Source organism: Phytopseudomonas daroniae, from assembly GCF_004327285.1.
GTDB lineage: Bacteria > Pseudomonadota > Gammaproteobacteria > Pseudomonadales > Pseudomonadaceae > Aquipseudomonas > Aquipseudomonas daroniae.
The window spans coordinates 188,128-208,258 of the sequence record NZ_QJUI01000002.1 but is presented as its reverse complement, the minus strand read 5'-3'; the positions used below and the strand labels follow the sequence as shown (position 1 = coordinate 208,258).

At 61.6% G+C, this 20,131-nt stretch carries 16 protein-coding genes and 5 tRNA genes; 15 read left to right on the top strand and 6 right to left on the bottom strand.

Translation table 11 applies throughout. The features are described 5' to 3' along the window. The first annotated feature begins 4 nt into the window (after positions 1 to 4). From fliS to DNK06_RS02775, 5 genes are all read left to right on the top strand, one after another. Complete coding sequence (gene fliS, locus DNK06_RS02795; RefSeq protein ID WP_131178522.1) at positions 5 to 391, top strand: flagellar export chaperone FliS; 387 nt, start codon at positions 5 to 7, stop codon at positions 389 to 391. 30 nt (positions 392 to 421) lie between these two features. Beyond that, positions 422 to 715: a flagellar protein FliT gene (locus tag DNK06_RS02790; RefSeq protein ID WP_131178521.1), complete on the top strand. Its 294-nt coding sequence runs from the start codon at positions 422 to 424 to the stop codon at positions 713 to 715. Positions 716 to 948: 233 nt separating this feature from the next. Next, the gene (locus tag DNK06_RS02785; protein ID WP_131178520.1) at positions 949 to 2,421 is read left to right on the top strand and encodes a sigma-54 dependent transcriptional regulator; all 1,473 of its coding nucleotides are present in this window, start codon (positions 949 to 951) and stop codon (positions 2,419 to 2,421) included. A gap of 317 nt (positions 2,422 to 2,738) precedes the next feature. Beyond that, complete coding sequence (locus DNK06_RS02780; protein ID WP_131178519.1) at positions 2,739 to 3,944, top strand: sensor histidine kinase; 1,206 nt, start codon at positions 2,739 to 2,741, stop codon at positions 3,942 to 3,944. A gap of 3 nt (positions 3,945 to 3,947) precedes the next feature. Next, complete coding sequence (locus tag DNK06_RS02775) at positions 3,948 to 5,357, top strand: sigma-54-dependent transcriptional regulator (RefSeq protein WP_131178518.1); 1,410 nt, start codon at positions 3,948 to 3,950, stop codon at positions 5,355 to 5,357. Between the two features lie 469 nt (positions 5,358 to 5,826). On the opposite strand, the gene DNK06_RS02770 is transcribed toward DNK06_RS02775, so the two are convergent. Continuing rightward, a tRNA-Asn gene (locus tag DNK06_RS02770) sits at positions 5,827 to 5,902 on the bottom strand. A 67-nt stretch (positions 5,903 to 5,969) separates the two neighbouring features. Then, a complete protein-coding gene (locus DNK06_RS02765) occupies positions 5,970 to 7,166 on the bottom strand; it encodes an amino acid aminotransferase (RefSeq protein WP_131178517.1) in 1,197 nt (398 codons plus the stop codon). A gap of 190 nt (positions 7,167 to 7,356) precedes the next feature. On the opposite strand from DNK06_RS02765, the gene uvrB reads away from it, so the two are divergent. The 8 genes from uvrB to DNK06_RS02725 all read left to right on the top strand — a co-directional run bounded on the left by uvrB (position 7,357) and on the right by DNK06_RS02725 (position 12,872). Next, the gene (uvrB, locus tag DNK06_RS02760) at positions 7,357 to 9,372 is read left to right on the top strand and encodes an excinuclease ABC subunit UvrB (RefSeq protein ID WP_131178516.1); all 2,016 of its coding nucleotides are present in this window, start codon (positions 7,357 to 7,359) and stop codon (positions 9,370 to 9,372) included. After that, complete coding sequence (locus tag DNK06_RS02755; protein WP_131178515.1) at positions 9,369 to 9,887, top strand: nucleoside 2-deoxyribosyltransferase; 519 nt, start codon at positions 9,369 to 9,371, stop codon at positions 9,885 to 9,887. The genes uvrB and DNK06_RS02755 overlap by 4 nt, the downstream gene beginning before the upstream one ends. Positions 9,888 to 10,071: 184 nt before the next feature. Next, the gene (gene gltX / locus DNK06_RS02750; RefSeq protein ID WP_131178514.1) at positions 10,072 to 11,553 is read left to right on the top strand and encodes a glutamate--tRNA ligase; all 1,482 of its coding nucleotides are present in this window, start codon (positions 10,072 to 10,074) and stop codon (positions 11,551 to 11,553) included. A 146-nt stretch (positions 11,554 to 11,699) separates the two neighbouring features. Next, a tRNA-Ala gene (locus tag DNK06_RS02745) sits at positions 11,700 to 11,775 on the top strand. 58 nt (positions 11,776 to 11,833) lie between these two features. After that, positions 11,834 to 11,909, top strand: a tRNA-Glu gene (locus DNK06_RS02740). A gap of 51 nt (positions 11,910 to 11,960) precedes the next feature. Then, positions 11,961 to 12,036 (top strand) — tRNA-Ala (locus DNK06_RS02735). A gap of 48 nt (positions 12,037 to 12,084) precedes the next feature. Continuing rightward, positions 12,085 to 12,160, top strand: a tRNA-Glu gene (locus DNK06_RS02730). 277 nt (positions 12,161 to 12,437) lie between these two features. Further along, positions 12,438 to 12,872, top strand: coding sequence for an acyl-CoA thioesterase (locus DNK06_RS02725; RefSeq protein WP_131178513.1), 435 nt, complete (start codon positions 12,438 to 12,440; stop codon positions 12,870 to 12,872). 4 nt (positions 12,873 to 12,876) lie between these two features. Here the strand turns inward: DNK06_RS02725 and DNK06_RS02720 are convergent, their stop codons facing one another. Next, positions 12,877 to 13,266, bottom strand: a complete 390-nt coding sequence (locus tag DNK06_RS02720) for a hypothetical protein (RefSeq protein WP_131178512.1) — start codon at positions 13,264 to 13,266, stop codon at positions 12,877 to 12,879. A 175-nt stretch (positions 13,267 to 13,441) separates the two neighbouring features. On the opposite strand from DNK06_RS02720, the gene DNK06_RS02715 reads away from it, so the two are divergent. Then, positions 13,442 to 14,422, top strand: a complete 981-nt coding sequence (locus DNK06_RS02715; RefSeq protein ID WP_131178511.1) for a tRNA dihydrouridine synthase — start codon at positions 13,442 to 13,444, stop codon at positions 14,420 to 14,422. A 10-nt stretch (positions 14,423 to 14,432) separates the two neighbouring features. On the opposite strand, the gene DNK06_RS02710 is transcribed toward DNK06_RS02715, so the two are convergent. Continuing rightward, entirely contained in the window at positions 14,433 to 15,179 is a 747-nt protein-coding gene (locus DNK06_RS02710; protein WP_131178510.1) for an SDR family oxidoreductase, read from the bottom strand. A 390-nt stretch (positions 15,180 to 15,569) separates the two neighbouring features. On the opposite strand from DNK06_RS02710, the gene DNK06_RS02700 reads away from it, so the two are divergent. Next, positions 15,570 to 16,016, top strand: a complete 447-nt coding sequence (locus DNK06_RS02700) for an Hsp20 family protein (protein ID WP_131178508.1) — start codon at positions 15,570 to 15,572, stop codon at positions 16,014 to 16,016. A gap of 53 nt (positions 16,017 to 16,069) precedes the next feature. Here the strand turns inward: DNK06_RS02700 and DNK06_RS02695 are convergent, their stop codons facing one another. Both DNK06_RS02695 and DNK06_RS02690 read right to left on the bottom strand, forming a co-directional pair. Further along, positions 16,070 to 18,997: a GGDEF domain-containing phosphodiesterase gene (locus DNK06_RS02695; protein ID WP_131178507.1), complete on the bottom strand. Its 2,928-nt coding sequence runs from the start codon at positions 18,995 to 18,997 to the stop codon at positions 16,070 to 16,072. Between the two features lie 88 nt (positions 18,998 to 19,085). After that, entirely contained in the window at positions 19,086 to 19,991 is a 906-nt protein-coding gene (locus tag DNK06_RS02690) for a LysR family transcriptional regulator (RefSeq protein ID WP_131178506.1), read from the bottom strand. Positions 19,992 to 20,131 lie beyond the last annotated feature (140 nt).

The window sequence follows — 20,131 nt, the reverse complement described above, 5'->3', positions numbered from 1 at the left end:
TGGTATGAACGCATATTCGGCCATGAGGAAGTACCAGCAGGTCGGTATCCAGACGCAACTCGTCGAGGCCAGCCCGCATCGGTTGATTCAGATGCTGTTCGAGGGTGCTCTGGATCGGATTTCCCAGGCAACGGGTGCGATGCTGCGTGGGCAGGTTGCTGAAAAAGCTCAACTGATCGGCAAGTCCATCAATATCGTCAACGGCCTGCAGCAGGCCCTCGACAAGGAAAAGGGTGGTGAGTATGCCGACCGCCTTGATAGCCTGTACGCTTACATGACTGCGCAGCTTATGCAGGCCAACCTGAATAACGATGCGAGCAAGCTGAGCGAAGTCTCCGGTTTGCTGCGTCAGGTCAAGGAAGGCTGGGACGGCATTGCCCCGCAAAGCTGATAGCTGAACTGGATTGAGAGGTTTTGCGCCATGACATCGGCCGCCCGAAAGTTGGAAATTACTGCTGAAGCATTACGCTCGGCCCTGCTCAACGAAGACTGGGCGGCGGTAGGGGAGCTCGATCTGCGTTGTCGTTCCGAAGTCGATGAAGCCATGGCTGTGGTCGGTGGCGAGACTGAGCTGAAGCGCAATCTTGAGTCCTTGCTGCATGTGTACCGTGATCTCGTTTCAGCCTGTCAGGTTGAGAAAGCCAAGACTGGGGCGCAAATATTGCAAATGAAAAAAGGCCAGCAGGGCGCCAAGCTGTATCAGCTTTTTGGCTGATACCACCTTTCTTGCTATTGTCTCGTTTCCCTGAAATTCCTTCCCCCTGAGTCTCTCGATCGAGAGACTCACGCCGGTACGTACCGCCTCAATCTGTTAGCCTCTGCGCCATTAAGTTAAAAAATACGTCATAAAATTGACTAATCGTCGATAATTGACTTAACTAGTGGCTAAATGCTGGCGTTCTTGTGCGTTCAGCGTGGCTTTTTCCCTCCAGGGTTCGATCGACGACTATGTGGCGTGAAACCAAACTCCTACTGATTGACGACAACACCGAGAGACGTCGCGATTTAGCGGTGATCCTGAATTTCCTGGGCGAAGACCATATCGCCTGCGGCAGCGAGGACTGGCGCGATGCCGTGGCGCAGGTCGAGTCCAGTCGGGGCGTTCTGAGTGTTCTGCTCGGTGAAGTACAGCTCAGGGGCGGGACGCTGGATCTGCTCAAGCAGTTCGCGGTATGGGACGAGTTCCTTCCGGTGCTGCTGATTGACGATCATGCTGGCAACGATTGGCCGGAGGAATTTCGCCGCCGCGTGTTGGCAACACTCGAGATGCCGCCCAGCTACAACAAGCTGCTCGATTCCCTGCACCGTGCCCAGGTGTACCGCGAGATGTACGACCAGGCCCGCGAGCGTGGCCGGCAACGTGAGCCGAACCTGTTTCGCAGTCTGGTGGGCACCAGCCGGGCCATTCAACAGGTGCGGCAGATGATGCAGCAGGTCGCCGATACCGAGGCCAGTGTGTTGATCCTCGGTGAGTCGGGCACGGGCAAGGAAGTGGTCGCGCGCAACCTGCATTACCATTCCAAACGCCGTGAAGCGCCATTCGTGCCGGTCAACTGCGGTGCGATTCCCGCTGAATTGCTGGAAAGCGAACTGTTCGGCCATGAGAAGGGCGCTTTCACCGGTGCGATCACCACGCGCGCCGGGCGCTTCGAACTGGCCAATGGCGGCACGCTGTTTCTCGATGAAATCGGCGATATGCCGTTGCCGATGCAGGTCAAGCTGCTGCGTGTCCTGCAGGAGCGCACCTTCGAGCGGGTGGGCAGTAACAAGACCCAGAACGCCGATGTGCGAATCATCGCGGCCACGCACAAGAATCTCGAGAACATGATCGAGGGTGGCAGCTTCCGTGAGGATCTGTATTACCGCCTCAATGTGTTCCCCATCGAAATGGCACCGTTGCGCGAGCGTATCGAAGACATTCCGTTGCTGATGAACGAGTTGATTTCGCGGATGGAGCACGAGAAGCGCGGCTCCATTCGTTTCAACTCGGCCGCGATCATGTCGCTCTGTCGCCATGACTGGGCCGGTAACGTCCGTGAGCTGGCGAACCTGGTCGAGCGCATGGCGATCATGCATCCCTATGGGGTGATTGGCGTGGGCGAGCTGCCAAAGAAATTCCGCCACGTGGACGATGACGACGAGCAATTGGCTGCCAGCCTGCGCGAAGAACTCGATGAGCGGGCAGTGTTGACCTCCGCCTCGCCAGGCATGGGATCGTCAGCCATGCTGCCGGCCGAGGGTCTGGATCTGAAGGATTATCTCGGCAACCTGGAGCAGGGCCTGATCCAGCAGGCGCTCGATGATGCCGGCGGCATCGTGGCGCGCGCAGCCGAGCGGTTGCGCATCCGTCGAACCACCCTGGTCGAGAAGATGCGCAAGTACGGCATGAGCCGACGCGAAGATGAGGCTCAGGACGAGTGAGTTGTGGAGTGTCCGGGAGTCCTTCGATGGGTTAGGCGCGCGGGAACCGGTTTGTATCCTGAACCGGATCGGCGCCTGACCCATCCTGCGAAAGCTCCATATGTCACGATTTCGTAGGGCGTATTAGCCGAAGGCGTAATCCGCCGAATGCTTGAGGTCAATCACGACATTCGCGTTATTACAGTCACCAGATTGACGCGGTTCACTGGGAAATTACCTATCTTTATGAAAATAAAGGAATTTATTTTCAGGCATGAGTATTGCTATCTCCTTGGCAACTGACTGTCTTATGACGGCTCGCCACGCGAGAGAGCGCGATGAAACCCAGCCCGTACATAGTTGCCTCGATAGACCCCATACCGCCCGTACAGGCGGAGCGTGGGGATCTCGAGCAGTCGCTGGCGTTGTTCGAGCAGATGTCGAGCCGGCTCGGTAGCTCCTACGATCTTCTGGAAAACCGCGTCAATGAACTGACCGGCCAACTGGCCCAGGTCAGTGAGCAGCGCGTGCGGGAGTTGAACGAGAAGGAGCGTCTTGCCCACCGTCTGCAGAGTCTGCTGGATTTGCTGCCGGGTGGCGTGGTGGTGATCGACGGTCATGGCGTCGTGCACGAGGCCAATCCGGTTGCTCGCGATATGCTCGGCGAGCCGCTGCTCGGCAGGCTTTGGCGCGAAGTGATTGCGCAGCGCTTTGCGCCGCGCCAGGACGACGGCCACGAGATTTCACTGACGGATGGCCGTCGTCTGTCGATCTCCACGCGCTCGCTGCAGGGCGAACCAGGGCAACTGATACTGCTTACCGATCTGACGGAAACCCGTCGCCTGCAGGATCAGCTATCCCGTCATGAGCGATTGAGCGCCCTGGGGCGCATGGTCGCCTCCCTGGCGCATCAGGTGCGTACCCCGTTATCTGCCGCGCTCCTTTATGCCAGCCACCTGACCGAGCAGGTGTTGCCGGTAGAGCAGCAGCAGCGTTTCGCTGGTCGCTTGAAAGAGCGGCTGCATGAGCTGGAGCACCAGGTGCGCGACATGCTGGTGTTCGCCCGTGGGGAGCTGCCGCTGTCGGATCGAATTTCCCCCGGCCAGCTGTTCGATGCGCTCAGGCGTTCAGGCGAATCGCTGGTGCAGGACGTCGAGGTGCGCTGGCAGTGCGACGCATGGCGAGGTGAGCTGCTGTGTAATCGCGATACGCTGGTCGGCACGCTGCTGAATCTGGTCGAGAACGCCATTCAGGCGGCAGGCCAGGGTGTGCGTCTGAAGGTTCATGCCTACGTGCGTGGCGACACCTTGCGTGTGTGCATCAGTGACAACGGCCCAGGCATCGACGCGGTGACCCTGGCACGCCTGGGTGAACCCTTTTTCACGACCAAAACCACCGGAACCGGCCTCGGGCTGGCGGTGGTCAAGGCAGTTGCCCGCGCTCACCAGGGCGAGCTGCAACTGCGTTCGCGGCCGGGGCGTGGCACCTGTGCCTTGCTGATCCTGCCGCTGATCGCCGCAGCACAACCCTCGATTCAGGAGTGACCCATGGCTGCCAAAGTTCTATTGGTTGAAGACGACCGCGCGCTACGAGAGGCCCTGGCCGACACCCTGGAGCTGGGCGGCCATGACTATCGGGCAGTCGACTGTGCCGAGGCGGCGCTGGTTGCCATCGCCGAGGAGCCATTCGGTCTGGTGATCAGTGATGTGAATATGCCCGGTATGGACGGTCATCAGTTGCTTTCCGCGATTCGCGAGCGTCAGCCACAATTGCCGGTGCTGCTGATGACGGCCTTTGCAGCGGTGGAGCGGGCAGTCGAAGCGATGCGTCGCGGTGCAGTCGATTATCTGGTCAAGCCGTTCGAGCCCAAGGCACTGCTGTCGCTGGTTGCACGCCATGCCTTGGGGCGTGCCGGTGGGCTGGAGCAGGATGGGCCGGTGGCGCGCGAGCCGGCCAGTCTGCAGTTGCTGGAGCTGGCTGCGCGGGTGGCCCGAAGTGATTCCACTGTGCTGATCACCGGTGAGTCGGGCACCGGTAAAGAGGTATTGGCGCGTTACCTCCATCAGCAGTCGCCACGTGCGGCAGGGCCTTTTGTCGCTATCAACTGTGCGGCGATCCCGGACAACATGCTGGAGGCCACCCTGTTCGGGCACGAGAAAGGTGCGTTTACCGGTGCCGTCGCCAGTGCGCCAGGCAAGTTCGAACTGGCCGAGGGGGGCACCATCCTGCTCGACGAGATTTCCGAGATGCCGCTCGCCTTGCAGGCCAAATTGCTGCGTGTGCTGCAGGAGCGTGAGGTGGAGCGGGTCGGGGCGCGCAAACCGATCAATCTGGACATTCGCGTGCTGGCGACCAGCAACCGTGATTTGGCGGCTGAGGTAGCGGCAGGGCGCTTCCGTGAGGATCTGTTTTATCGGTTGTCGGTATTTCCCTTGGCCTGGCGACCGCTGCGTGAACGTCCGGCGGATATCCTGCCGCTGGCCGAGCGCCTGCTGGCCAAGTACGTGCGCAAGATGAACCTCGCGCCGTTGCGCCTTTCTGCTCAGGCGGTCGCCTGCCTGACGAACCACGCCTGGCCGGGCAACGTGCGCGAGCTGGATAACGCCATCCAGCGGGCTGTCATCCTGCAGCACAACGGCGTCATCGAGCCTCACGACCTGTGCCTGACCGCTCCGATTGGCTTTGCTCCAGTGTTTCAGGCAACGCAGCCGCAACTGGCTGTGGTGCCGAGCATGGCGGTGCCATCGGCGTCGGAGCCAGCCGTGGCGGATGGTGTGCTGGGCGAGGATCTGCGGCGAAGGGAGTATCAGGTGATAATCGATATCCTGCGCGCCGAGCGAGGCCGTCGCAAGGAAGCCGCAGAGCGTCTCGGTATCAGCCCTCGTACCCTGCGCTACAAGCTGGCACAGATGCGAGATGCCGGGATGGATGTCGAGGCTTATCTTTACGCGAGCTGAGTGCGCTCCTAGGCTAGATCGGGCGCGTAGCTTATCCACCAGAAGGTCACGCGCTTTTGAATCCTGAGGTAGCCTGGCGAAGACGATACCCGGGAAGCACTCAGGAGCGTGTCCTGATCCGGCATGACATCAACGGCGACTATCGCTTGGTGGGTTACGCGCCGCGCCGAGAACGTTGTGCCTGGCATGACGAGGCCAGGCGTCGCTAACCCACCCTACATTCTCTGCCGAGCACGCTTAAGCGAATAACCTGGGACGTAGTCCCTGGTGAGAGTCCGGCGGGCACAAAAAAGCCCCGGTATGAACCGAGGCTTTCGAATTTGGCTCCGCGACCTGGACTCGACAGCGCAGCTGAACGCGCTTCAGCGCGGCCCCGTAGGGGTGAGCGAAGCGAATAACCTGGGACGTAGTCCCTGGGAGAGTCCGCAGGCAATAAAAAACCCGGCCTATTGACCGGGTTTCTTGAATTTGGCTCCGCGACCTGGACTCGAACCAGGGACCCAATGATTAACAGTCATTTGCTCTACCGACTGAGCTATCGCGGAACAACGACGCGTATCCTACTGATTACGAAGGGGAAGTCAAGCATCTACCTGCTTCCCCTCGATTCACTCAAAGTACTGCGGCGATGGCCTTGGTGACTACCGGCAGATTGCGCGTGTTCAATGCAGCCACGCAGATGCGGCCGGTACCCACGGCGTAGATGCCGAACTCGGTTCTCAGGCGCTCGACCTGCTCGGTGGTCAGCCCCGAGTAGGAGAACATGCCGCGTTGTTGTGCGACGAAGCCGAAGTCGCGCTTGGCGTTCAGAGCAGCCAGTTGCTCGACCATGGCCAGGCGCATGGTGCGAATGCGGTCACGCATTTCGCCCAGTTCGGTTTCCCACATCACGCGCAGTTCAGGGTTGTTGAGTACGGCAGCCACTACGCTGGCGCCATGGGTTGGCGGGTTGGAGTAGTTGGTGCGGATCACGCGTTTGACCTGCGACAGCACGCGGCCGGTCTCTTCCTGGTCGCCGGTGACGATGGTCAGGGCGCCGACGCGCTCGCCATACAGCGAGAAGGATTTGGAGAACGAACTGGAGACGAAGAAGGTCAGGCCAGATTGGGCGAACAAACGCACCGCGGCGGCGTCTTCTTCAATACCGTCACCGAAACCCTGGTAGGCGATATCGAGGAATGGCACATGTTCGCGCTCGCGCACGATTTCAAGCACCGCCTGCCAGTCTTCAGGCGTCAGGTCGACGCCGGTAGGGTTGTGGCAGCAGGCATGCAGGACGACGATCGAGCGAGCCGGCAGGTTTTTCAGGTCTTCGAGCAGTCCGCCACGGTTGACGCCATTGCTGAAGGCATCGTAATAGCGGTAGTTGCGCACCGGGAAGCCGGCGGCTTCGAACAGGGCGCGGTGGTTTTCCCAGCTCGGGTCGCTGATGGCCACGGTAGCGTCAGGCAGCAGGCGCTTGAGAAAGTCCGCACCGGTTTTCAGAGCGCCGGTGCCGCCGATGGCCTGGGTGGTGATCACGCGGCCTTGCTGGATCAGCGGCGAGTCGTTGCCCAGCAGCAGCGTCTGCACCGCCTTGTCGTAGGCAGCGATGCCTTCGATCGGCAGATAACCACGCGGCGCGTGAGCGGCGGTCAGTGCGGTTTCCGCTTCGACCACGGCGCGCAGCAGGGGAATACGGCCTTCTTCGTTGGTGTAGACACCCACGCCAAGGTTGACCTTGTTGGGACGCGTATCGGCGTTGAATGCTTCGTTGAGGCCCAGGATAGGATCGCGCGGAGCCATTTCGACGGCGGAGAACAAACTCATGAGGGCGGCAGCTCTGTAGTGAGGGTGGGTTTAGAAACCGATTTACGTTCCTAGAGCAACCCCGGCAACTGAGACTAGGGGTTGCGCAAGCGGGCCGTTAGTATAGCGGCCCATATTCTGTGTCGCGACAGCGTACACCAGGTATGACGCCAGCTTTTTCGCGGCGTCACAGCCTTTTGTAGAGGTATTTATGTCCGAGTTCCAACTGGTCACCCGTTTCCAGCCTGCCGGCGATCAACCCGAGGCGATCCGGCAGATGGTCGAGGGCCTGGAGGCGGGCTTGTCGCACCAGACCCTGCTCGGCGTGACGGGCTCCGGCAAGACCTTCAGCATCGCCAACGTGATCGCCCAGGTGCAGCGACCGACCCTGGTGCTGGCGCCGAACAAGACCCTGGCGGCGCAGTTATACGGCGAGTTCAAATCATTCTTCCCGAACAACGCGGTGGAGTACTTCGTTTCCTACTACGACTACTACCAGCCCGAGGCCTATGTGCCGTCGTCGGATACCTTCATCGAGAAGGATGCCTCGATCAACGACCATATCGAGCAGATGCGTCTGTCGGCGACCAAGGCGCTGATCGAGCGCAAGGACGTCATCGTGGTCTGTACCGTGTCATCGATCTATGGCTTGGGCAGCCCCGAGGAGTACCTGAAAATGGTGCTGCACCTCGATCGTGGCGACAAGATGGATCAGCGTGCCCTGCTGCGTCGCCTGGCCGAGCTGCAGTACACGCGCAACGACATGGACTTCGCCCGGGCGACTTTCCGGGTGCGTGGCGATGTGATCGATATTTTTCCGGCCGAGTCGGAGCTGGAAGCGATTCGTGTCGAGCTGTTCGATGACGAGGTGGAAAATATCAGCGCCTTCGATCCGCTGACGGGCGAGGTGATCAGTCGTCTGCCACGTTTCACCTTCTACCCCAAGAGCCACTACGTGACGCCGCGCGACACGCTGCTCGAGGCGATGGAGAAGATCAAGATCGAGCTCAAGGAGCGCCTGGATTACCTGCGTGGTGCCAATAAGCTGGTCGAGGCCCAGCGCCTGGAGCAGCGCACTCGTTTCGATCTGGAGATGATCCTCGAGCTGGGTTACTGCAACGGCATCGAAAACTACTCGCGCTATCTATCCGGGCGGGATTCCGGGGCGCCGCCACCGACCTTGTATGACTATCTGCCGGGCGAGGCACTGCTGGTGATCGACGAGTCCCACGTCAGCGTGCCGCAGGTCGGCGCCATGTACAAAGGCGACCGTTCGCGCAAGGAAACCCTGGTCGAATACGGCTTCCGCCTGCCCTCTGCATTGGACAACCGGCCGATGCGCTTCGAGGAGTGGGAGGCCGCGAGCCCGCAGACCATTTTCGTTTCTGCGACCCCCGGCCCGTACGAGGCTGACCATGCGGGGCGGGTGATCGAGCAAGTGGTGCGGCCTACGGGGCTGGTCGATCCGCAGATCGAGGTGCGTCCGGCACGTACCCAGGTCGACGACCTGCTGTCCGAGATCAGCAAGCGCGTCGCCCTGGAGGAGCGTGTACTGGTCACCACCCTGACCAAGCGCATGGCCGAGGATCTGACCGATTACCTGGGCGATCACGGCGTCAAGGTGCGTTACCTGCACTCGGACATCGACACGGTGGAGCGGGTCGAGATCATTCGCGATCTGCGCATTGGCACCTTCGATGTGCTGGTGGGCATCAACCTGTTGCGTGAGGGCCTGGATATGCCCGAGGTGTCGTTGGTGGCGATTCTCGATGCGGACAAGGAGGGCTTCCTGCGCTCCGAGCGTTCGTTGATCCAGACCATCGGCCGCGCCGCCCGTAACCTCAATGGCCGCGCGATCCTCTATGCCGATCGCATGACCGGCTCCATGGAACGTGCCATCGGTGAGACCGAGCGGCGTCGGGACAAGCAGATCGCCTTCAACGAAGCCAATGGCATCGTGCCCAAGGGTGTGTTCAAGGACGTCAAGGACATCCTCGAAGGCGCTGTCGTGCCTGGCGCGCGCAGCAACAAGCGCAAGGGCATGGCCAAGGCGGCGGAGGAGAGCGCCCGATACGAGGCCGAGCTGCGTTCTCCCTCGGAAATCACCAAGCGTATTCGCCAGTTGGAAGAGAAAATGTACCAGTTGGCGCGCGACCTGGAGTTCGAGGCAGCCGCGCAAATGCGCGATGAGATCCAGAAACTGCGTGAGCGGCTGCTGGCCGTATGAAGCAGGCTGACAACGCCAGAATCTACCTGGCCGGGTTCGATGTATTTCGTGGCGACGCCGTCGAGCATGGCGAGTATCTCAAGCGCCTGTGCAGCGAGCAGGGCATGCAGGGGCTCTATCCCTTCGACAACGAGGTCGCTGCCGGGCTGTCGCCGGGCGAGCGTGCCGCGCTGATCTGTCGCCTGAACATGGCGATGATCCGTGAGGCGGACGCGGTGCTGGCCAATCTGAATCTATTCCGGGGGCACGAGCCGGATTCGGGTACCGCCTTCGAGATTGGCGCCGCCGTGGCGCTGGGCAAGCCGGTCTGGGTGTATTTCGAGGCCTGTGGCGCCATGCGCGACTGGCTGGCCGGGGATGCCGACGGACGCGATGCCCAGGGTTTTCTGATCGAGGACTTCGGCTTGCCGCGTAATCTGATGCTGGCCTGTTCCTGGGCTGGCTGCAGTGCCAGTGTCGAGGAGGCGGTGCCGGCGTTGCGCCGGCATCTGGAGCGTTTGTTGCCCGAGCAGTAAGACGGTGCAGGTCTGGCCATGCCGAACCCCGGATTACGCCTTCGGCTAATCCAGGCTACGGTCTATTGCCACTCGTTAGTCGCTGGAGCCGTCGGGCTTGGCCCTGCTACTATTCGCACTTTCCGCGAAAGCCTCTCCGGTTCGGCCTGATGGTGGTTTTCGCCCCATTGTCTCGGGACTTTCCATGACCACCGTTCGTACTCGCATCGCACCGTCGCCAACTGGCGATCCCCATGTCGGCACTGCCTACATCGCCCTGTTCAACCTGTGCTTCGCACGCCAGCACGGTGGTGAGTTCATCCTGCGTATCGAGGATACCGATCAGGTGCGTTCGACCCGCGAGTCGGAACAGCAGATCTACGACGCCCTGCGCTGGCTGGGCATCGAGTGGAACGAAGGCCCGGATGTTGGCGGCCCCCATGGTCCGTATCGGCAGAGCGAACGTGGCGAGATCTACCGCAAGTACGCCCTCGAGCTGGTAGAGAAAGGCCATGCCTTCTACTGCTTCTGCACGCCGGAAGAGCTCGACCAGATGCGTGCCGAGCAGACCGCTCGTGGCGAGACGCCGCGTTACGACGGTCGCGGCCTGCTGCTTTCCGAGGAAGAAGTGCAGCGCCGCCTGGCGGCGGGCGAGCCCCACGTGATCCGCATGAAGGTGCCCAGCGAGGGCATTTGCGTCGTGCCGGACATGCTGCGCGGCGATGTCGAGATCCCGTGGGATCGCATGGACATGCAAGTGCTGATGAAGACCGACGGCCTGCCGACCTACTTCCTCGCCAACGTGGTCGACGATCACCTGATGAAGATCACCCACGTGCTGCGCGGTGAAGAGTGGCTGCCATCGGCGCCCAAACTGATCCTGCTGTACGAGTATTTCGGCTGGGAAAAACCGCAGCTGTGCTATATGCCGTTGCTGCGCAATCCCGACAAGAGCAAGTTGTCCAAGCGCAAGAACCCGACCTCGATCACCTTCTACGAGCGTATGGGCTTCCTGCCCCAGGCGATGCTCAATTACCTGGGTCGCATGGGCTGGTCGATGCCGGACGAGCGCGAAAAATTCACCCTGGACGAGATGATCGCGCACTTCGACGTGCAGCGTGTCTCCCTGGGCGGGCCGATTTTCGATCTGGAGAAGCTGTCCTGGCTCAATGGCCAGTGGATGCGCGATCTGAGTGTCGAAGAGTTCGCCGCCGGTGCGCAGAAGTGGGCTTTCAACAGCGATTACCTGATGCGGATCGCCCCCCACGTGCAGGGCAGGGTGGAAACCTTCAGCCAGATCGCACCGTTGGCCGGTTTCTTCTTCGCTGGTGGTGTGCAGCCGGACAAGGCGCTGTTCGCCCACAAGAAGCTTTCCGACGATCAGGTACGCCAGCTCATGCAACTGATCCTGTGGAAGCTCGAAGCCCTGCGCCAGTGGGAGAAGGAGCGCATCACCGGTTGCATCCAGGCAGTGGTCGAGCACCTGGAATTGAAGCTGCGCGATGCCATGCCGCTGATGTTCGCCGCGGTCACCGGCCAGGCCAGCTCGGTATCGGTGCTCGATGCCATGGAAATTCTTGGCCCGGATCTCACCCGTTTCCGCCTGCGCCAGGCCATCGAGCTACTCGGTGGCGTGTCGAAGAAAGAGAACAAGGAATGGGAAAAAATCCTGGCCAGCATCGCCTGATACCTGGCCACCGGTCGTTTTCGCTGCTGAAACGCCGGGTTGGGGAGGTAAGTGTTTGTTATGTCAGCGAAAAAAAACGCACCGCCAGCCAAAATTTTGTTGACAGGGTGCGGGGCCGCACTTAACATGCGCCCCGTCCTCGAGATGGGGCTATAGCTCAGCTGGGAGAGCGCTTGCATGGCATGCAAGAGGTCGACGGTTCGATCCCGTCTAGCTCCACCAATCTCGATAGCCACAATCGGTTCTGCGGAACGGGTTGAGTTGTAAAGAAGGGCCTTGCGTCCCCTTCGTCTAGTGGCCTAGGACACCGCCCTTTCACGGCGGTAACAGGGGTTCGAGTCCCCTAGGGGACGCCATTATTTCCAGCCGCATTGCTTCGGCGATGTGTGTCGAGAGACGTTAAATCCGGGGCTATAGCTCAGCTGGGAGAGCGCTTGCATGGCATGCAAGAGGTCGACGGTTCGATCCCGTCTAGCTCCACCAATTCCACGACAGGCCAGCCTAGCGCTGGCCTTGTTCTTCGAAGGTTTCGTCCCCTTCGTCTAGTGGCCTAGGACACCGCCCTTTCACGGCGGTAACAGGGGTTCGAGTCCCCTAGGGGACGCCAGTTTTGCCCGCTCTGCGGGATTTTTAAGGGTCACTTCTCCGGAAGTGGCCCTTTTGTTTTTGTGCACTCGAAAAGCCGTGACTGCCAGACGCGTGGCGCCCGATGCGGCTTGCACTGAAACGTCAACAGCCCCTAATGTCTGGCCCTGAACATCGTTCTGGCCGATAGAGGATCGTTGCATGAAGCTGACAATGGATGCCGTGCTGCAGCAGGCGCGACCGGTTTTGCCGGCAGTCGACGAGGCCTGCGAACCGGCCGGTAATCGGGAGTGCTATTCATGAATTGGGATCGTCCCGATCCTTTCATCCTCGAGCTGATGGTCGGCGACGAGGATATCGACGGCCTTGGGCACGCCAATAATGCCGTCTACGTGGCCTGGCTGGAGCGTTGCGCCTGGCGTCACTCGCAGTCGCTCGGGCTGGATCTGGTCGAGTATCGTCGCCTCGATCGCGCCATGGCGGTGGTGCGTCATGAGATCGATTACCTGAGCAGCGCCTATGAGGGCCAGGAGCTGCTGATGGGGACGTGGATCGTCGAGTCCGATCAGCGCTTGAAGATGGATCGCTGCTTCCAGCTGGTTCGTCCGCAGGATGGCGTGACGTTATTGCGTGCGCGAACCACTTTCGTCTGCATCGAACTGTCCAGCGGACGCCCGAAGCGCATGCCGGCCGAGTTCGTGGATGGTTATGGCAAGGCGCTGTTACCGGCCTAGGACGCTACTGCTGCGGTGCCAGAAACAACTTCTGCTCTTCATAAATCGCCTGGTAACGCCGGGTTTCGCCGGGCAGCAGCAAAATCGACTGGCTGCTTACCAGATCGATCTCCGCGCAGAAACCTTCCCGTGAAGGCGTGAGCACGATGCTGCGTTCGCCGCTGGGCACATCCAGTGTCACGCTCTCGCCCGCCGGTATAGGCACCAGCAACTGCTCGTCCACGCGTAACTGCAAGTCGCAGGCATTGGGCGCATTGCGGTCGCGGCTGACGATAAGCTTGGCGCTGGCTGCCGGGTCGATGGGTACGCCTTCGGATATCGGCGTCCCGGCGAAGCTGGCTGGCGTGGACAGTAGCGATGCGAGCAGGCTGCCGGTTAGCAGGCGTCGAATCATGGTGGCTCCAGGCAATGGATCGATACTGCAATGGACTGCGAGTGGCTGGCGGATGTTCAGCTCGCCGGTGGCTGTGCTGCCCGGCTGGGCACCGCTACACTACGCGCCGCTTTGAAGTAGTCGTTGGCGTGCCTTGCGACTTTCCAGGATTCCGCCATTTTTCGAGAGAACAGCTATGCAGATCGCCCTGGCGCCCATGGAAGGATTGGTCGATGAAATCCTTCGCGATGTGCTGACCCGGGTCGGTGGTATCGACTGGTGCGTGACCGAGTTCATCCGGGTCACTGACCGCGTGCTACCGCGATCTACATATCGCAAGCTGGCCCCGGAGCTGTTCAACGGCGCAAGAACCGCCGCGGGCACACCGCTGCGCGTGCAGTTGCTCGGCTCCGACCCCCAGTGCCTCGGTGACAATGCGGCCTACGCCTGCACCCTGGGTGCGCCGGTGATCGACCTCAACTTCGGCTGCCCGGCCAAGACCGTCAACAAGTCGCGGGGCGGAGCGGTGTTGCTCAAGGAGCCGGAATTGCTGCACGCGATTCTGCGTGAGGTGCGCCGCTGCGTGCCGGCCGCCATTCCCGTCACGGCCAAGATGCGCCTGGGCTTCGATCACAAGGACTGGGCCATCGATTGTGCCCAGGCGCTGGCCGAGGGCGGCGCTTCGCAGATCGTCGTGCATGCGCGTACCAAGGTCGAGGGCTACAAGCCGCCAGCCCATTGGGAGTGGGTGGCGCGGGTGCAGGAGGCCGTGGCGGTTCCGGTGTACGCCAACGGCGATATCTGGTCGCTGGACGACTGGCGGCGCTGTCGTGAGGTGAGCGGCGTCGAGGACATCATGCTCGGTCGCGGCGTGGTGGCGCGGCCCGACCTGGCGCGGCAGATCGCCGCCGCGCGGGCAGGGCAGGACGCCGGAGTCATGACCTGGGAGGAGCTGCAGCCGCTGCTGGCGGATTTCTGGCTACAGGCACGGCGCAAGATTTCCCCGCGCTATGCACCGGGGCGCCTGAAGCAATGGTTGGCCATGCTCACGCGCAGCTATCCGCAGGCCGTGGAGTTGTTCGCTAAATTGCGCCGGGAAACCAGTTGCGAACATATCGACGCATTACTCGGCGTAGCCTTTGCGCCGCGCGAGCAGGACGACCGTCAGGCGGTTTAGCCAAGGCGACTCAACGGCCACCGCTGACGTCGAGCAGGGTGCCGCTGGTGTAGGAAGCCTGGTCGCTGGCCAGCCACAGGATCGCTTCGGCCACTTCCTCGGCGAGCCCGCCCCGAGCCAGAGGGATGCTCTTGGCAATACGGGCGACGCGCTCCGGTTCGCCACCGCTGGCATGGATCTCGGTGTCGATCACGCCGGGGCGCACGGCATTGACGCGGATGCCATCGGCGGCCAGTTCCTTGGCCAGCCCAACCGTCATGCTGTCCACGGCTCCCTTGGCGGCGGCGTAGTCGATATATTCCTCAGGCGCGCCCAGGCGGGCGGCGATCGACGACACGTTGACGATGGCGCCGCCGCGTCCGCCCTGGCGGGTGGACATGCGTTTCACCGCTTCGCGGCTGCACAGAAAGCTGCCGAACACATTGGTGGCGAAGACCCGCTGCCAGCGTTCCAGGGTCATCGCCTCCAGGCGCATCTGTTGCTCCAGGATGCCGGCATTGTTGACCAGCACGTCAAACCGGCCCAGGCGCTCATCGACGGTGGCGAACAGGCGCCTGACCTCCGTCTCGTTCGCCACATCGGCCTGCAACGCCAGGGCTCTACCGCCGGCGCGAGTGATCTCGCTGACCAGCTCTTCGGCCGCACCGGCCTGCTGGCGATAGTTGATCGCCACCGCATAGCCGCGTTGCGCGGCCAGGCGGGCGGTGGCGGCGCCGATACCACGGCTGGCGCCGGTGATCAGAATCACTTTGCTCATCGTGAAAACTCCCTTTTTTGCCGGCCCTTGAAATTTTTTCGGGCAGCCATATTTTTAGCACTGCGGGATGCCGAAGTCGGGTCTCGCACCTAGGGTCTGTTGACGTTTCAGCGCGAGCCGCGTTGCCGCGAGAAATCTCGCCAGGCTAGGCGGAGGACGCCGGTAATGGTCGTTCCCTTGCCAAGTCCTCCAACAACGCATGGCGAGATTTCCCGCGCAACCCGTAGGGCCGGGCCCGTTTTACCGCGATGCTGCGTTTCTCGCCGGCTCATTTGGCCAGCCAAACTTCGCAGCTCGTGCCTTGCCTCGCGGCAAAACGGGCTCCGGCGCGGCCGTGCGTGAAACGTCAACAGACCCTAATTCACTCGCTGAAAAATCAGGAGCTTTACCATGAGCAATGCATTTTCCATGACCCCGCTGTTTCGTCAGTCCATCGGTTTCGACCGTTTCAACGACCTGTTCGAGTCGGCGATGCGCAACGAGACGGGCAGCAGCTATCCCCCTTACAACGTCGAGAAGCATGCCGACGATCAATACCGCATCGTCATCGCAGCGGCCGGCTTCCAGGATGAAGACCTGGATCTGCAAGTCGAGCGCGGCGTGCTGACCGTGACCGGGGGCAAGCGCGCAGGCAATGGCGAGAATGTCACCTACCTGTATCAGGGGATCGCCCAGCGTTCCTTCAAGCTGTCGTTCCGCCTGGCCGACCATATCGAAGTCAAGGGTGCCAGCCTGGTCAATGGCCTGCTCAACATCGAGCTGGAGCGCCTGGTTCCAGAAGAGGCCAAAGCCAAGCGCATTCCCATCGGTGCTGCGCGCCCGGCGCTGGAGAGCTGATCTCCCGCTTCGGCAATCAGCCAGAAAGGCGCCCGCGTGGCGCCTTTTCTGTTTCAGTCGAGCCGCGGGCGCTGGCTGGTATGGGCCAGCAGGGCGCGGAACTCGGCCAGTGGCTGTGGCCGGCTGAACAGGTAACCCTGATAACAGTGGCAGCCCTGGCTTTGCAGGAAGTCCAGCTGGCTCTGCTGCTCCACGCCCTCGGCGATGACCTCCAGGCCCAGGCTCAAGCCAAGCGCTACGACAGCGCGGATGATTTCCGCATCGCTGGAATTGCTGGTGGCGTCGCGCACGAACGATTGATCGATCTTCAGTACGTCCACCGGCAGGCGCTTGAGGTAGGTGAGCGACGAGTAGCCGGTACCGAAATCGTCCATGGCGAAGCTCACGCCCAGCTGCCGCAGGCGATTCATCTTGGCGATGGTGTCGTCGATGTCCTGGATGACGATACCTTCGGTGATCTCCAGCTTGAGCATGCCCAATGGCAGTTTGTTCTTGAGCAGGCATTGCTCTACCCGCTCGACGAAATCGTTCTGGCGGAACTGCCGGGTGCTGATATTCACGCAGAGACTGAAGTGCTCATCGATGATGTGCTCTTCCAGCAACTGGGCGCAGACATGGCAGGCTTCGACCATCACCCAGGCACCGATCTCCAGGATCAGCCCGCTTTCCTCCAGCACGTGGATGAACAGCGCTGGTGACTGTTCGCCAAGGGTTGGATGGGCCCAGCGCAGTAGTGCTTCGGCGCCGATGATCTGGTCGTTGCGTGCGTCCACCTGGGGTTGGAAATAAAGCTCGAATTCGCCGCGGGACAGGGCCAGGCGCAGCTCGTTCTCCAGGCGCAAGCGTTCGCTGGCGGCGTGTTGCATGGTGCTGTGGAACAGCTGAACGGCATTACGGCCGGAATCCTTGGCGCGATACAGGGCGATGTCAGCGCGCTTGAGCAGGTCGGCCGGGGTCTGACCGTGATCCGGGATCAGCGCGATGCCAATGCTTGGTGTCACCTGCAGGCGGTGACCATCGAGCAGCATCGGCTCGGTCAGCAGTTTGCGCAGCTTGTCGGCAGCGCTGCGGGCATGGCTGATGACCTGGTTGAGCTTGCCCTCGATACCGGTCAGCAGCACCACGAACTCGTCACCGCCCAGGCGGGCCACGGTGTCCTCCTCGCGCACGCTGACTTCCAGGCGTGCGGTGACCAGCTTGAGTACCGCATCGCCGACCGGGTGGCCGAGCGAATCGTTGATGTGCTTGAAGTGATCGAGGTCGAGAAACAGCAGGGCACCGCGCAAGCCGTGGCGTTGCAGCAGGGCGATCTGCTGGGTCAGGCGATCCATCAGCAGGGCGCGGTTGGGCAGGTTGGTCAGTGGATCGTGATAGGCCAGGTGCTGGATCTGCGCCTGGGCAGCCTTGAGCTCGCCAATATCGCGGGCGGTGAGCAGCAGGCAGGGTTGCCCATCCAGTTCGATCTGCTCGACCGACACTTCGACCTCCAGATGGCGACCGTCGCGATCCCAGGCGCGCATTTCCATACGCTGGATGTGTCCGTCGTCACGCAGCGTATCGAGCATGCGCTGGCGCTGTTCCGTATCGGCCCAGATATCCAGCTCCGCGGAGGTTCGGCCAACTACCTCGTCAGCACTGTAGCCGGTGAGGCGGGTGAAGCCGTCGTTGACCTCGATATAACGGCCGCTGTCACGGGTGGTGATGGTGATGGCGTCCGGGCTGGAGTGAAAGGCCTTGGAGAATTTCTCCTGGCTGGCCTTGAGCGCTGCTTCAGCACGCTGCTGCTCGGTGATGTCGCGAAAGGTGGTCAGCACGCAGGGTTGCCCGCTGAGCTCCAGGCGTCGGCATGACACCACGCAGGTCATGCTATGGCCTTGGGGGTCGAGCAGGTCGATGCGTTCGTCGGTGAGATCCGTACCGTTGAAGATTTTCTGACGCAGGCCCGAGGCTTCTGGCAAGGCTTGCCAGGGCTTGAGCTTGAAAATATTGCGCCCGGTGATTTCCGCGGAGCGCCAGCCGAACGCCTGGCTAAAGGCCGGGTTGATCTCCAGAATGCGGCCGTGCGGCAGTGTGGTCACGCAGATTGGATCCGGGCTGGCCTGGAACACGGTGGCGAATTTGCGCTCGGAAGCCTGCAGGCGCTGTTCGCGCAGGGTGCGTTCGCTGATGTCGATGAGGATGCCGGTCATGCGTACGGGCTGGTTCTGGGCATCACGATAGAGTTTGGCGGTGCTCTCCAGATAATGCACCTGCTTGTCCGGGTACACCGTGCGATAGGTGACCTGATAGTCCTGGCCATTGTTCGACAGCAAATCCCGGTAAGCCTGACGCATGGTCTGGCGGTCATTCATGGGTACGTGGACGAAAAAATCCAGGAAGGGGCCGTGGAAGGGTTCGGCCGGTAGTCCGTGCAAAGTGGCCGCGCGTGACGAGGTGAACATGGTGTTGCTGGGAATGTGCCAGTCCCAGGTGCCCAGATCAGCCGACTCGAGCGCCATGCGCAGGCGCTCCTGGCTATCGGCCAAGGCCTGTTCCTGGGTGCGTTGGCGGCTGATGTCGCGGATTACCCCGAACATCCTGTGGTGGCCTGCGTCACCAGCCTGCAGGCTTCCGGTGATTTCCAGCCAGTGCAGGCTGCCATCCGGCCAGTGGATGCGGTGGCGGATCGGCTCTGGATTGGGCGAGCCGTCGAGCACGGCCTGGAACATGCGCAGGACTTCGCTGCGGTCTTCTTCAGGGATCAGTGCGATGTAATCGACAGGAGCGCTCAGCGGGCTGTTGGGGTCGAGGCCAAACAGCTTCTGCGCTCCGCGCGACCAGTTGACTTCGCCCGTGTCGATATTCCAGAACCAGGCACCCAGCCCGGCGCCATTGAGGGCGGCCAGCAGATGTTGGGAGTCGTGCCAGGTCTTCTCGAACTCGGCAGGGTCGAGCGCCGGGACGTAGGGCAATGGCGGGCGTTTGTCATTGGAGTTGCCCATAACCCTTCCTCTACAAAAAGGACGGCAGAACATGCAGTGAGGCTATCCGTCGCGCAGCATGATGCGCGACGGATAGCCTGCATAGGTATCACGTTAGCCGTTGCCCGGGCGCGAAAGCAAGATTGTCACGCTGGCTGTCGAGCAACTGCATGAAGGCTCTGGCCGCGTTGGATAGGGTGCGTTCCGTATGCACGATATAGCCCAGCTGGCGCGACAGCTGAATGCCCGGCAGGGGCAGACGGGCGACCTGTTCATCGAGCATGGTGCGCGGCAGCACGCTCCAGGCCAGACCGATGGACACCATCATCTTGATGGTTTCCAGGTAGTTGGTGCTCATGGCGATGTTGGGTGTCAGGTCTTCGGCCTCGAACAGGCGCTGCACGATGTGGTGGGTAAAGGTATTGCCGCCGGGAAACACTGCCGGGTGCAGGGCGACATCGGCCAGCGTCACGCCGCCGCTCTGTGCCAGCGGATGCTCCGGAGCCGTGACGAAATCCAGCGGGTCGTCCCATACCGCGACGGCGCGTACCGGCTCCCGGGTATCGGGCGCCAGGGTGATCACCGCCAGTTCGGCGCGGCCATGGAACACCTCGTCATAAGCCACTTCCGAATCGAGAAACTGGATGTCCAGGGCTACCTGCGGATAAGCGCGGGTAAAGGCGCGCAGCAGTGGCGGCAAGCGGTGCAGGCCGATGTGGTGGCTGGTCGCGAGGGTCAGACGACCGGTGATCTCGCCGTTGAGGTTGGTCAGCGCGCGGCGTGTGTCCTCCAGCACGTTGAGAATCTGGTAAGCGCGCGGCAGCAAGGCGCGGCCTGCCTCGGTCAGGCTCACTTCGCGACCCAGGCGGTCGAACAGGCGCACCCGCAACTGTTGCTCCAGGCTGGCGATGCGTTTGCTCACCGCCGGCTGGGTGAGGTGCAGGCGCATCGCCGCCTCGGAAAAACTGCCGAGTTCGGCGATGGCGATAAAGGCGTTGAGGGTGGCCAGATCCATTGGGAGTCCGTGGCTGAAATCGAGGGTTCTCGCATTCTGTCAGGGAATGCTTTGGATGAAAAATATGAATTTGAGTAATTTGACGCCTGGTCGTAGCATTACCCCATAAGCCAAAGGGCTATTGCCCGGGCATAGAAAGA